The organism is Saccharopolyspora terrae, from assembly GCF_004348435.1.
In the GTDB taxonomy this organism is placed as follows: domain Bacteria; phylum Actinomycetota; class Actinomycetes; order Mycobacteriales; family Pseudonocardiaceae; genus Saccharopolyspora; species Saccharopolyspora endophytica.
Window position 1 is genome coordinate 62,588 of the sequence record NZ_SMKS01000030.1, and the last position, 13,051, is coordinate 75,638.

The window sequence follows — 13,051 nt, forward strand, 5'->3', positions numbered from 1 at the left end:
CACTCCCCATTAAGTAACGAACTAGCTAGTTAATTGTAGGCACACGAGGCGCTCCCCCGGAAGACTCCGTGCACTAGAGTGACGCTGAAGTGCAACAATCGCAGGGGAGCATCGTGGCCGCACCGACGTCCGACACCGGAGCGATCAAGCAGCGCGACGCCGACCGGACTCGCGCCGAGATCCTGCGGGTGGCCACCGAGGAGTTCGCGGACAAGGGCTACGCCGGCGCCCGGGTGGACGAGATCGCCGCGCGGACCAGCACCACCAAGCGGATGATCTACTACTACTTCTCCGGCAAGGAGCAGCTCTACCTGGCCGCGCTCGAGAACGCCTACGCGGTCATCCGCGGCCTGGAGAGCCAGGTCGACGTGGACGCGCTCGAACCCGCCGAGGCGATCCGCCGGCTGGCCGAGCTGACCTTCGACCACCACGAGTCGCACCCGGACTTCCTGCGGCTGGTCAGCATCGAGAACATCCACCGCGCCGAGCACCTGACCAAGTCGGAGCTGCTGCCCGGGCTGGCCGGGCCGGCGGTGGAGGTGCTCGACGGCGTGCTGCGGCGCGGGCGCGAGAACGGGCGGTTCCGCGAGGACGTCGACGCCCTCGACGTGCACATGATGATCAGCTCGTTCTGCGTGTTCCGCACCGCCAACCGCTACACGTTCCAGGCGATCTTCGAGCGCGACCTGCTCGACCCGAAGCGACGCGACCACTACCGCCGGATGCTCGGCGACATGGTGCTCGGCTTCCTGTCACGGGACTGAAACACGGCCTTGACACACGTTCGCGGGCGCTTCACAGTCTTGAGAACTAACTAGATGGTTCATAAGTCACCGCGCAACGGTGCACGGACTTCCTGGAGCAGACAGTGACCGACGGCCCGAGAGCCACCCAGGGCAAACCGCGCAAAGCCGCGATCGCCGCGTGGATCGGAAGTGCGCTCGAGTACTACGACTTCTTCATCTACGGCACCGCCGCAGCGCTGGTGTTCAACAAGATCTTCTTCCCCACCTCCGACCCCGCGACCGGCACCCTGCTGGCGCTGGCGTCCTTCGGCGTGGGCTACCTGGCGCGGCCGATCGGGGCGTTCATCCTCGGCCACATCGGCGACGCCTTCGGCCGCAAGCGGGTGCTGGTGTTCACCGTCCTGCTGATGGGGATCTCCACGGTCCTGGTCGGATGCCTGCCCACCTACGACCAGATCGGCCTGGCAGCACCGGCGCTGCTGGTCGCACTGCGCCTGCTGCAGGGATTCTCGGCAGCGGGCGAGCAGGCCGGGGCGAACTCGATGTCGCTGGAGCACGCACCGGCGCACCGGCGCGCCTACTACACGAGCTTCACGCTCAGCGGTACGCAGGCCGGGCAGATCCTGGCCACGGCGGTGTTCCTGCCGGTCGCCGCACTGCCGGAGGAGCACCTTGTCAGCTGGGGCTGGCGGGTTCCGTTCTGGCTCAGCGCGGTGGTCGTGATCGTCGGACTGGTGATCCGCAGCAAGCTCGACGAGACACCGGTCTTCGTCGAGGAGGTCGCCGACGCCAAGCGCGAGAAGACCCCGCTGCTGCCGCTGTTCCGCGACCACTGGGCCGACGTGCTGCGGGTGGTCGTCGCATCGACGATCGCCGCGGTGAGCACCATCTTCACCGTCTACGCGCTCAGCTACGCGGTGAACACCGTGGGCCTGGCCAAGACGCCGATCCTGTGGGTGGGCGTGCTGGCCAACATCGTTGCGCTGGCGGCGATCCCGCTGTGGGCGGGACTGGCCGACCGGGTCGGCCGCAAGCCGGTGTTCATCGGCGGCTCCGCCGGGTGCGCGGTGCTGATGTTCGGTTACCTGTGGTCGCTGTCGGTCGGCAGCTGGGCGCTGATCTTCACCTTCGGCATCCTGCTGTTCGGCGTCGTCTACAGCGCCACCAACGGGATCTGGCCGGCCTTCTACGGCGAGATGTTCCCGGCGAAGGTGCGGCTGTCGGGCATGGCCGTGGGCACCCAGATCGGTTTCGCGCTGGCCGGGTTCTCCCCCAGCATCGCCGAGGCGATCGGCGGTGGGCGTGAAGGCTGGGCCTACGTCGCGCTGTTCACCGCGGGCCTGTGCGCGCTGAACATCATCGCGGTGGCCTCCGCACGCGAGACCCACCGGGTCCCGACACCCGAGCTGGGCGCGCGCAAGACCCCCGCAACCGTCTGACCCACTCCGCTGGGCGCATCACTCCCGACCCCGATTTCAGCGGAACTCCGGACCGGATTTCCACTGAAATCGGGGTCGGTGATTTCCACTGAAATCCGGGACTCCCGGTGCTTCGAGCGCGTCCGGCGTGCAGCAGATCCCGCCCCGTGGGACCGGGGGCTCGTGCGTTGACCTCCGGGCGGGGTGCTGCGAGCATCCGTGGTCGTGTTCACCCGGAACGCCTTCTCCTGGCGCCTGCACGTCGATCTGCGACGGCAGGCCAGCTCCATCTGTCCGGCTCCGTAGACCCCTCGAGGACTCCCGGGCGGTTCTCGTCCCGAACTCGCCCCCAACCCTGATTCCCGGTCAGTTCTGACCAGAACCGACCGTCCCCTCGCGCGCGCCCGCTGACCTCGCGTCATCGGGTGGATTCGTCGTGCCTCGCAGATGGAGTGAAACACCTTGCGCCGTCGTGATTTCCTTTCCCTGGCCGCAGCCGGTTCGGCCGCCGGACTGCTCGCCGCGTGCTCCGGCGGCCGCGGCGGTGATGCCGCCTCCGCGCCCGTCCCGCCGCCGATCCCGCCCGACCAGCTGGCCGGTGCGACGCTCCGCGTCGGCGACCAGAAGGGCGCGTCCCAGTCGTTGCTGCGCTCGGCCGGGCTGGACGACTTCCCGTACGAGGTCGAGTGGGCGACCTTCACCTCGGGCCCGCCGCTGCTGGAAGCGCTGTCGGCGGACGCCATCGACATCGGCGGCACCGGCAACACTCCCCCGCTGTTCGCCGCCGCGGCCAAGGCCGACATCAAGATCGTCGCCGCCTCCCAGGGCAACGTCGCCAGCGACGCGCTCGTCGTCCTGCCGAATTCCCCGCTCCAGTCCCGCGACCAGCTGCGCGGGCGCAAGATCGCGGTCTCCAAGGGCAGCTCCGCGCACGGCCAGATCCTGCAGACGCTGGCGGCCGTCGGACTCACGCCGAACGACGTCCAGCTCGTCTTCCTGCAGCCCGCCGACGCGCTCGGGGCGTTCAAGCAGGGCGCGGTGGACGCGTGGGCGATCTGGGACCCGTACTTCGCGCAGGTCCAGCTCGAATCCGGTGCGCGGGTCATCGCCGACGGGCGCGGTGGCGGCGCCAACGGCTACAGCTTCCAGGTCGCCGGCACCGCCGCGCTGGCCGACGCCCGGCGCAACTCGGCGATCGCCGACTACCTCTCACGGCTGTCGCGGGCGTACCGCTTCGCCGACACCAACCGCGAGAAGCGCGCCCAGGCGTGGTCGGAGGACACCGGGCTGCCCATCGAGGTCACCCGCAAGGCCACCGAGCTCGGACCCGACCTGCCGATCCCGCTCGACCAGCGGGTCGTCCGCTCGCAGCAGGAGCTCGCCGACGCCTTCGTGGCGGCCAAGGAGATCCCGCGCAGGTTCGCCTTCGCCGACTACGTCGACAACCGCTTCGCGACCCAGCTCGCGACCGTCTAAGAGGACCTCCCCCATGCCCATCACCACGCACTGGTTCCTGCCCACCCACGGCGACGGCCGGTCCGTCGTGGACCGCCCGCACACCACGCCGACCGGAGCCGACACGCCGCGCCGACCCGACATCGACTACCTCGCGCAGGTCGCCCAAGCCGTGGAGCACCTCGGCTTCACCGGCATGCTCACCCCCACCGGCAGCTGGTGCCAGGACGCCTGGATCACCACCGCCGCGCTGCTGGCGCGCACCAAGCGGATCAAGTTCTTGGTCGCGTTCCGGCCGGGTTCGCTGTCGCCGACGCTGGCCGCGCAGCTGGCCAGCACGTACCAGAAGGTCTCCGACGGGCGACTGCTGCTCAACATCGTGACCGGCGGTGAGTCGACCGAGCAGCAGCGCTACGGCGACTGGCTCGACCACGACGAGCGCTACGCCCGCACCGACGAGTTCCTGGCGATCATGCGCGGCATCTTCGCGGGCGAGCCCTTCGACTTCGACGGTGAGCACTACAGCGTGCGCGGCGCGACGTCCTTCGAGCCCCCGGCACCGGTCCCGCCCTTGTACTTCGGCGGATCCTCAGACGCCGCGCTGCCGGTGGCCGCCCGGCGGGCGGACGTGCACCTGACCTGGGGAGAGCCGCCGGCGGCGGTCGGGCGCAAGGTGCAGCGGCTGCGGGAGCTGGCCGCCGAGGAGGGCCGCGAGCTGCGGTTCGGCCTGCGCGCGCACGTCATCACCCGCAACACCAGCGCCGACGCGTGGGACACGGCGCAGCGGTTCCTGGAGCAGATGGACCCCGCCGACGTGGCGGCCTCGCAGGCCAAGATCGCCAAGACCGAAGCCGTCGGGCAGCAGAAGATGGCCGCGCTGCACGGCGGCGTCCTGCCTTCCAGCGCCCGCGACCTGGAGGTCCACCCCGGGCTGTGGGCGGGGGTCGGGCTGCTGCGCGGCGGGGCCGGAACAGCGCTGGTGGGCAGCCACTCCGAGGTCGCCGACCTCATCGAGGAGTACCACTCGGTGGGCATCGACGAGTTCGTGCTGTCGGGCTACCCGCACCTGGAGGAGGCGTACTGGTTCGGCGAGGGGGTGCACCCCGAGCTCGCGCGGCGGGGCCTGCGGGAAAACAGCTCGCCCGGAGCCGTGCGCGACCTGGAGCCCGCGCCGCACTGACCCCGAACGCGAATCGGCCCCGGCCTGAACTGGCCGGGGCCGATCTCGTGCGTCAGTAGCGGTTGCCGCCGGGTGCCGGTCGCTGTGGAGGGCGACCGCCCGGAGCGCCGGGGCGACCCGGCCCCGGGGGCTGGGCGCCGGGACGACCGGCACCGGGCGGCGGGCCCGCGGGCGGGTTCCCGCCGGGACGGCCCTGGTTGGGGGCGCCGGGGCGACCCTGACCGGGTGCAGCCGGACGACCGCCCTGGTTCGGCGGGTTCCCCTGCGGGCGGCCCTGGTTCGGGGCGGGACGGCCACCGCCTGGCGGCTGACCGCCGGGCCGGCCCTGCTGACCGGCCGGGCGGGCCTGACCGGCCCCGGCCGGACGGCCCTGGTTGGCTCCCGGCCGCGCACCGGGCCGACCGGCGGGCGGCTGTGCGCCGCGCTCCGGACGGGAGGTCTCCGCGCGGGACGGCCCGCGGTCGTCGCGGTCGAAGTCCAGGTCGAAGTCGTCGTCATCCCGACGCCTGCGACGGGGCATGCGCAACGGGGCCTTGCCCGCCTGCTTGCGGCTGTTGATCCACAGGTCGAAGCCGAAGATCACCAAGGCCATGATCAGGAGCATCAGGCCGAGCAACGGCACTTCCAGAACCAACGCCGTCACCAGCGCGAGTACCAGCATCGTGATGATCGGTACCCACGCGAACGGGTCGATCCGGTTCAGGATCGCGGAGACCCCGCCGGAATCGTCGTGGTCCGCGTCACGTGCCATCGAGAATCTCCAACTTCACTCTGCGCCCGGCCGCGGAAGTGTACCGGAGGACGACCCCCGGACCCGCGACCGTCACCCGACCATGCGGGCCCGATCACGCCTGTTGTACGCCATCACTGACCGGCCAGGCGGACCTGGACGCCCCAGAGGTCCGCCACGCCGGGCGCGGCGCGAACGCGCTCCCGCGTCTCGCCGCCTCCGCCGCGCGGACCACTTCAAGATCATACTCACGAAGGGGTTTCCCTTTGTTCACACCTGCACCCCTCCGGCGCGGCAATGCGAACGCGGGCGGCTGACCAGGCATGGGCTCCAATTTTTACCGGTAGGCAGCGATCCCCCTAGTTCCCATCCGCTGAATTACCCAGTCCACTGTGGCCTCATTGCCAATTGAACAGTATTTCGGTTACACACTGTTGATCATTGGGCGGTCGGGCGGTCACAGTGGATGATTTGCGCAGTTCCACTGCACAGCAGGCGGTTTCACGCCACGAGAGGTGTCTGTGGACATCACCTCGGTTACCTTTGATCGTCAAGATCACGGGTGCTGCTGTGCCCGCCAGTCACTTTCCGGCGAACACGGAGCCGAAAGTCGTAAGCCAGATTGATCGAGGCTGCAATGAGCACTGCCGACGCAACCCTCGGCGATCTCACGCGCAGGCAGTTGCACAACCTCTGCCGAGTCGTGGGAATGGACCGGACCGATCCGCTCCGATTGCTGGGAGAGGTCCTGGGAGCTGCCCGCGACCGCCCGCTGGCCCAGCCGGCGCTGTGGCCGTCCGACGTCGCCGACGACGCCACCCCGATCGAGTTCTCCGTCCAGGTCGACGACGGTGGGGGCCGCCACCTGCGGATCCTCGCCGAAACGCTGCCCGCCGCACCCGGACCCGCCGCCAACCTGCGCGCCGCCCAGGACCTGGTCACCGCCCTCGCCGAGCGCTACGACCTGGCGCTGGACCGGCTGCGCACCGTCGAGGACCTGTTCAGCCCGGAAGAACCGCGGGGCAGGTTCTCCTGGTGGTTCTCCTTCATCTTCGACGCCGACGGGCGCCCGCGGTTCAAGGTCTACTTCAACCCCGACGTGCACGGCGCGGACCACGCCCCGAAAGTCGTCCAGGAGGCGTTCAACCGGCTGGGGTTGGACGGCGCCCACCCCACCGTCGTCGATTACGCGCTGCGCCGCGAAGCCGACCGGCTGACGTTCTTCGCCCTGGACCTCGACAACAGCCCGCAGTCCCGGGTCAAGATCTACGTCTCCCAGCACGACGCGGGCATCGACGACGTCGAGCGAGCCGCCTCCGCGGTTCCGGGCATCGACCGCTACCAGGTCGGGGACTTCTGCCGGACGCTGGCGCCCGGTGTCGAGCGCTTCCCCGGCCGCCCCCTGGTGTCGAGCTACTCCTTCGTCGAAGGCGACCGCGAGAAGCCCAGCAACTACAGCATCTACCTGCCGCTGCGCGACTACGTGCCGGACGACTCGGTGGCCCGCGACCGCGTTCGACGGCATCTGCGCGACCACCGGATCGACCCGGCGATGCTCGACGAGGTCATCGGCGCGCTCACCGACCGCGACCTGGCGGCCCGGGCCGGGTTGCTCGCGCACGTCTCGCTGCGGTTGAGCCCCGATCAGACCGGCACCACGATCTACGCCTCCTCCGAGGCCTACGGCGGCACGCCCGAGAACTAGAGCCTGGTCATGAGTCGCTTTGCTTGGCGGTGCGGGTGGCGGAACCTGACACGCCTTCTGGCTGCGGGATCCGAGACTTGTGTATGTCCACGACACGGCGCTACGGCTGTCCTCCCCAGAAGACGTGTCAGAACCCGCGGCGGTGCGAGCTGAGCCCCACACCTGAAACAGCGGCTACCGCCGCCTTCTTCACACAACACCTAGCCGCAACAACATCGAGGAGCACACCCCCATGCCGCACTTGCGCCCCTACGTCTCCGCCGTCGTGCGCCGCATCCCCATCACCACCCGCGAGCAGCGCGTCGAGGCGCTGGATCTCGCCGGTCACAACCCGTTCAACCTGCCCGCTGACCAGGTGAGCATCGACCTGCTGTCGGACTCCGGGACCGGCGCGGTCTCCGTCGACCAGCAGGCGTGGGCGCAGCGCGGCGACGAGCGCTACGCCGGTGCCGAGTCCTACTACCGCTACCGCGACGCGCTGCGGGAAGTGGTGCCCTACCGGCACCTGCTCCCGGTGCACCAGGGGCGCGCCGCCGAGCGGGTCCTGTTCACCGCGCTGCTCGGCGAAGGCCGGATCAGCCTGAGCAACACGCACTTCGACACCACCCGGGCGAACGTGGAGCGGCTGGGCGCCGAGGCCAGGGACCTGCCCAACCAGGAGCTGTTCGACCTCGACAGCGACCACCCGTTCAAGGGCGACATCGACGTCGCCGCCGTCCGCGAGGTCCTCGACGGCCCCGACGGGCACCGGGTCGGGCAGATCCTGGTGACCATCACCAACAACGGCGGTGGCGGGCAACCGGTGTCGATGGCCAACCTCAAGGAGATCAGCGCGCTCGCGCGCGAGCGCGGGGTTCCGCTGATCCTGGACGCCGCGCGGTTCGCCGAGAACGCTTGGCTCGTCATCCGCCGCGAAGCCGGGTACGAGGACAGGACTCCGCTGCAGGTCTCGCGCGAGGCGTTCGAGCTCGCCGACGGTGCCGTGGCCAGCCTGAAGAAGGACGGCCTGTCACCGGAGGGTGCGTTCATTGGCCTCAACGACACCGAGCTCGCCGACCGGTGCGAGGTCGACGTGATCGCCACCGAGGGGTTCCGCACCTACGGCGGGCTCACCGGGTCCACGATGGAGCAGCTCGCGCAGGGCCTGCGCGAGGTCGTCACGCCCGAGTACCTCGCCGATCGCGAGCACGAGGCGGCCTACCTCGCCGAACGCGCGCACCACGCGGGCGTGAGCACGATCCGCCCGTCCGGCCTGCACGGCGTCTACCTCAACGCCGGTCGACTGCTGCCGCACCTGTCGCCGGCGCAGTTCCCGGGGCACGCGCTGGCCTGCGCGCTCTACCGCGAGGGAGGGATCCGCTGCGCTGAACTGGGTTCGCTGTACCTGGGCACTCTCGACGAGAACGACCAGCTGACCACGCCCGCGCCGTTCGAGCTGGTCCGGCTGGCGCTGCCGCGGCGGGTCTACGACCACAGCCACCTGGAGTACGTGGGCGAGGTCCTCGCCGAGATCGCCAAGAACCCCGAGTCGGTTCCCGGCTACCGAATCACGGAGAACCCGCCGATCCTGCGCCACTTCCGCTGCCGGACCGAGCCGCTGAGCTGAGCCCGTCCGTCCCGGGTACCCGACGCCGGGGTACCCGGGGCGGGCGGTCAGGCCAGTCCCGAAGGCGTGCGATCGATGGCGTGGCGCACGAGCGTGACCAGCGCGTTCTTGCACAGCTCGCGCTCGCGGGCATCGCAGATGACGATCGGGACCTCGGCCGGGATCACCAGCGCGTCGCGCACTTCCTCGGGTTCGTACTGGTAGCCGTCGTCGAAGATGTTGACCGCCACCACGAACGGGATGCCGCGCCGCTCGAAGAAGTCCACCGAGGCGAACGCCTCCTGCAGCTTGCGCGTGTCCACCAGCACCACGGCGCCGACCGCGCCGAGCGCCAGGTCGTTCCACAACGGCCAGAACCGGTTCTGGCCGGGGGCGCCGAACAGGTACAGCACGATCTCGTCGGAGATGGTGATGCGGCCGAAGTCCAGCGCGACGGTGGTGGTCTCCTTGCGCTCCACCCCGCTGAGGTCGTCGATCCCCTCGCTGGCGACCGTCATCTCCTCTTCGGTGGTCAGCGGCGGGATCTCGCTCACCGCGCCGACCATCGTCGTCTTGCCGACACCGAAACCACCGGCCACGACGAGTTTCACGGGTATCGGGGCGGGATTTCCGCACTCGTCCCCGTAGTCCCGGCCGGACTGCACCAGAACAGCTTGTTCTGACCGGGCTTTCGCCTCGGTCACCTCAGAGTTTGCAAAGCCCACGGTACACCTGCTCCAAGATTTCTCGGCTGACTTCGGTACGAGGCGTGCGCACGAAGACCGCACCGTGATCGAGCAGGTCACCGCACAGGACCCGGACCACTCCCATCGGCTGTCCCAGCGCGACGGCGAGCTCCGCCAGCGACACCGGGCGGTGGCACGCCTCGAGGATCGCTCGGTGCTCAGGCGTGAGTTCCAGCCTCGGGGTCTCCGGTCGCGGCTCGACGGTGACCACCTGGGTCGCCGTGTCGAGCCGGTGCTTGTGCTGCCCAGGGGTCCGGCCGCGCGTGATCGTGTACGGCCGGACCATGGGCCCGGCTTCATCGTCGTACCACGCCTCGTCCACTGTCAGGTCCTCTCCGCCGCCAACCCGTGCAGCTCGCGCGGCGCGGCCGACAGGAACGATCCGACCCGGGTGATCAGGCGGCCCATCTCGTAGGCCACCAGCTCGATGTCGGTGTCGGCCGCCGACAGCACCGCCAGGCACGCGCCGCTGCCCGCCGCCGAGACGAACAGGAACCCGTGCTCCATCTCGACGTGGGTCTGCGCGACCTGGCCGCGACCGAAGTCCTTGCTCACGCCCTTGCCGATGCTGCGCATGCTCGACGCCGCCGCGGCGAGCTTGTCGCCGGCGTCGCGGTCCAGCCCGGCGGACTTGGCGATGACCAGGCCGTCGTTGGACAGCACGACGGCGTGGTCGGCTCCGTGCACGCCGTGCACGAAGTCGTCCAGCAGCCAACTCAGTTTCGAAGCTGTCTCGGTCATGCCCACCTCACACGCGCTTGCTTGTCGTTTGATCTGGTCACGTGTCGCCACCGTCGGATTCGTCGAAACCGCCCCGGAACGCCCGGCGGAACCCCGCCAGCTTGCTCGGCGAGGCGATCATCGACTGGTCTTCCGCGTCCGGGTCGTCCTTCAGGCCGTCGGCCAGGTGCGTCTGCGGCACCCGCTTGGGCAGGGAAGGACGGTTCGCCTTGCCGCCGCCCTTGCCGCGCTCGGCTTGCCGTTCGGGAGCGGGCGATGCCTCGGCCGGCCACTCGTGGTCGGGCGTCTCGGTGGCCCTGCCGGGGGCGGTCGGCTGGTCGGTCATGGTCCCATTCCAGCCCAGTTCGCGTGGTTGCGGCACCAACGTTCGTTCGGGCTGCGCACCGTTGCCCGGCTGTTGCTCCAGGTTCTCGGCGAGCTCGCGACGGCGGTCCAGGGCGCTCACCGGCACCTGCACGGTGTCGCCGTCGCCGCTGATCCCCGCTTCCAGGATCCGGTTGGGCAGCAGGACCGTGGCGCGGGTCCCGCCGTAGGCCGACACGCCGAACTCCACCGAGATCTCCCGGCGCGAGGCCAGCCGGGCGGCGGTGAACAGGCCCAGCTGCTCGGCCTTGTTGTTCTCCAGCACGAGCCGGTCGAACTCCGGTGGCTCGTGCATCATCTCGTTGGCCCGCTGGCGGATCTCCGGATCCATGCCCAGGCCCTGGTCGGCGATGTCGATGGCGATGCCGCGAGCGACCTCGTTGGCACTCACGTGCACCTGGGTGTTCGGCGGCGAGAACGCGGTGGCGTTGTCGATGAGCTCGGAGATCAGGTGGATCGCATCGCCCACCGCGGAACCGTGCAGCATCACCTCCGGCACGTGGCCGATGACCACGCGCGAGTACTGGTCGATCTCGGAGACCGAGGAGCGCAGCACGTCCATCAGCGCGACCGGGCGGCTCCACCGGCGACCGGGCTGCTGGTCACCGAGGACCAGCAGGTTCTCCACCGTGCGGCGCGCGCGGGTGGTGGCGTTGTCGAGTTCGAACAGCCTGGCCAGCTGCTGGGAGCTGTCCTCGTTGCGCTCCAGCTGGTCGATCGTGGTGTGCATGCCGCGCAGCAGCCGCTGGATGCGGTGCGCCATGCCCACGAACACCACGCGGGCGCCCTGCCTGGCCCGCGTCTCGCCGACGGCGGCCTGCACCGCTTCCTGCTGGAACAGCTGGATCGCGTGGGCGACCTCGCCGACCTCGTCATTGCCGAAGTGACCCAGGGCCACCAGCTCGGCGTCGACCTCGACCGCCTCGCCTTCGCGGAGCCTGCGCACCACGTCCGGCAGCCGCTCGGCCATCGCCAGCGATTCGGTGCGCAGTCCCTGCAGCCGCGTCAGCAGCGCGTCGTCGACGACCGTGCGGTAGACGCGGCGGGCGAAGAAGAACGAGCCCACCGACACCGCCAGCGCGACCAGGCTGCCGATCAGCACCGTCCACAGCGTGCCGGTCGCGCGGCTGACCGCACCGTTGGCGACCAGCTCGCTCTGGGTGCGCACCAGGTTGGACATCTCGGCGCCGATGTCGTTGGTCATCCGGCGCCAGTCCTCGACGCGCAGCGGCGGCCGCTCGTTCGGGCCGAACGCGCCGTGCTGGACGAGCTGGTCCTCGGCGGCCACCAGCTGCTTCCAGTCCGGGTTGGCGATCATCGCCTCGTACCGCTGGCGCACCTCGGGCAGCATCGTGGTCATGTTGGCCTGCACGATGGCGTGGTGGCTGACGATGTAGCCGGTCAGCTCGCGGTGCTCGGCGGGGCTGAGCTCACCGCTGGCGAGGATGGTGCCGACCATCGAGGACTCGCGGGAGAGCGTGTCGGACGCGCGGAACAGGCCGACCGCGGCCAGCGAGCCCTGACGGGCCTCGGAGTCGGGCGTGATGCGCGACTGGATGTCGAAGAGCTTGGTGGCGGTCGCGAACATCTCGTCGTAGAAGGCGTTGAGCTCCTCGACCGTCGCCTGGCGGCTGATGATCCGCTCGCGGACGGCGGGCAGCTGCTTGAAGTAGCCGTTGAGCTGGTTCATCGGCGCGATGACGTCGGCGGGCGCCGATTCCAGCACCGGGGCGGCCTTCGCGTTGAGCTCGTCGAGGGCGCTGTCGGTGGCGCGCTGCTGACCGGCGAGCTCGTTGATCCCCGCGCCGGGCTGGCTGATGACCTCCAGGCTGCGCAGCCGCTCGCGCTGGACCTGGTCGAGCGCGTTGACCGCGGGCAACGACATCGACTGCACGCCGGAAGCGATCTGGCGGGCGAAGAACGCGTCGAAGGCGAACAGCGAACACCCCACCGACCACAGCACCGCGACGACGACCCACGGGACGAACACCGCCCAGGTCAGTCGCGACCGGATCGAGGAACCGCCCGGGCGTCGTCTTTCTGGGCCTGGCGAGGACTGGGAGTCGTCTTGGGTCGTCACTTCCACGTTCTTTCCATCGATGGTCTTTCGCCCACGCCAGGGCGCATCCCGGCGGTCCGACATCACGTGCCCTCGATACGCCAGGCACCATATCGGATGATCTTCACTCAATAGTGGACGTTGGCGGGTATTCCCCACCACAGCTGGACGGACGACACTTCCACCGGGATTTTTCCCACTGAGGTGATCTCAGTGGATTCGGTTGTGTTCGTGGTGGGTGAGTACGAGTGCGGCTTGGATGATGTTGCCGATTTTGCGGGGGCTGGCGGTGATGTGGTGGAGGGTGCGCCAGCGTTTGGTGA

General features: G+C 69.7%; 11 protein-coding genes. 6 read left to right on the forward strand and 5 right to left on the reverse strand.

Features of this window, described 5'->3' with window-relative positions:
• The first annotated feature begins 113 nt into the window (after positions 1-113).
• The 4 genes from E1181_RS17865 to E1181_RS17880 all read left to right on the forward strand — a co-directional run bounded on the left by E1181_RS17865 (position 114) and on the right by E1181_RS17880 (position 4,799).
• Positions 114-764 (forward strand): TetR/AcrR family transcriptional regulator, encoded by a 651-nt coding sequence (locus E1181_RS17865; RefSeq protein ID WP_132676225.1) that lies wholly within the window; start codon positions 114-116, stop codon positions 762-764.
• 104 nt (positions 765-868) lie between these two features.
• On the forward strand, positions 869-2,185 hold the full coding sequence (locus tag E1181_RS17870) for an MFS transporter (RefSeq protein ID WP_132676227.1): 1,317 nt from the start codon (positions 869-871) through the stop codon (positions 2,183-2,185).
• A gap of 441 nt (positions 2,186-2,626) precedes the next feature.
• Positions 2,627-3,640 carry an ABC transporter substrate-binding protein gene (locus tag E1181_RS17875; protein ID WP_235876850.1) on the forward strand — a complete coding sequence of 338 codons (1,014 nt, stop codon included), beginning with the start codon at positions 2,627-2,629 and terminating at the stop codon, positions 3,638-3,640.
• A 13-nt stretch (positions 3,641-3,653) separates the two neighbouring features.
• Complete coding sequence (locus tag E1181_RS17880) at positions 3,654-4,799, forward strand: LLM class flavin-dependent oxidoreductase (protein WP_132676228.1); 1,146 nt, start codon at positions 3,654-3,656, stop codon at positions 4,797-4,799.
• Between the two features lie 52 nt (positions 4,800-4,851).
• Here the strand turns inward: E1181_RS17880 and E1181_RS31485 are convergent, their stop codons facing one another.
• Entirely contained in the window at positions 4,852-5,550 is a 699-nt protein-coding gene (locus E1181_RS31485) for a hypothetical protein (protein ID WP_165944654.1), read from the reverse strand.
• Between the two features lie 616 nt (positions 5,551-6,166).
• On the opposite strand from E1181_RS31485, the gene E1181_RS17885 reads away from it, so the two are divergent.
• Both E1181_RS17885 and E1181_RS17890 read left to right on the forward strand, forming a co-directional pair.
• Positions 6,167-7,234 (forward strand): tryptophan dimethylallyltransferase family protein, encoded by a 1,068-nt coding sequence (locus E1181_RS17885; protein ID WP_132676229.1) that lies wholly within the window; start codon positions 6,167-6,169, stop codon positions 7,232-7,234.
• A 232-nt stretch (positions 7,235-7,466) separates the two neighbouring features.
• On the forward strand, positions 7,467-8,840 hold the full coding sequence (locus E1181_RS17890) for a tryptophanase (protein WP_132676230.1): 1,374 nt from the start codon (positions 7,467-7,469) through the stop codon (positions 8,838-8,840).
• A 47-nt stretch (positions 8,841-8,887) separates the two neighbouring features.
• Here the strand turns inward: E1181_RS17890 and E1181_RS17895 are convergent, their stop codons facing one another.
• From E1181_RS17895 to E1181_RS17910, 4 genes are read right to left on the reverse strand one after another with little or no spacing between them, the layout of a single operon-like run.
• Positions 8,888-9,484, reverse strand: coding sequence for a GTP-binding protein (locus tag E1181_RS17895; protein ID WP_268952476.1), 597 nt, complete (start codon positions 9,482-9,484; stop codon positions 8,888-8,890).
• Positions 9,485-9,524: 40 nt separating this feature from the next.
• Positions 9,525-9,887, reverse strand: a complete 363-nt coding sequence (locus E1181_RS17900; RefSeq protein ID WP_165944659.1) for a DUF742 domain-containing protein — start codon at positions 9,885-9,887, stop codon at positions 9,525-9,527.
• A gap of 2 nt (positions 9,888-9,889) precedes the next feature.
• Entirely contained in the window at positions 9,890-10,306 is a 417-nt protein-coding gene (locus E1181_RS17905) for a roadblock/LC7 domain-containing protein (protein WP_132676231.1), read from the reverse strand.
• A 37-nt stretch (positions 10,307-10,343) separates the two neighbouring features.
• Entirely contained in the window at positions 10,344-12,749 is a 2,406-nt protein-coding gene (locus E1181_RS17910) for a sensor histidine kinase (protein ID WP_165944660.1), read from the reverse strand.
• Between the last annotated feature and the right edge of the window lie 302 nt (positions 12,750-13,051).

Coding starts and splice junctions, on each gene's coding strand:
- E1181_RS17880 (WP_132676228.1), top strand. CDS start 3,654: ATGCCCATCACCACGCACTGGTTCCTGCCCACCCACGGCGACGGCCGG.
- E1181_RS31485 (WP_165944654.1), bottom strand. CDS start 5,550: ATGGCACGTGACGCGGACCACGACGATTCCGGCGGGGTCTCCGCGATC.
- E1181_RS17885 (WP_132676229.1), top strand. CDS start 6,167: ATGAGCACTGCCGACGCAACCCTCGGCGATCTCACGCGCAGGCAGTTG.
- E1181_RS17890 (WP_132676230.1), top strand. CDS start 7,467: ATGCCGCACTTGCGCCCCTACGTCTCCGCCGTCGTGCGCCGCATCCCC.
- E1181_RS17905 (WP_132676231.1), bottom strand. CDS start 10,306: ATGACCGAGACAGCTTCGAAACTGAGTTGGCTGCTGGACGACTTCGTG.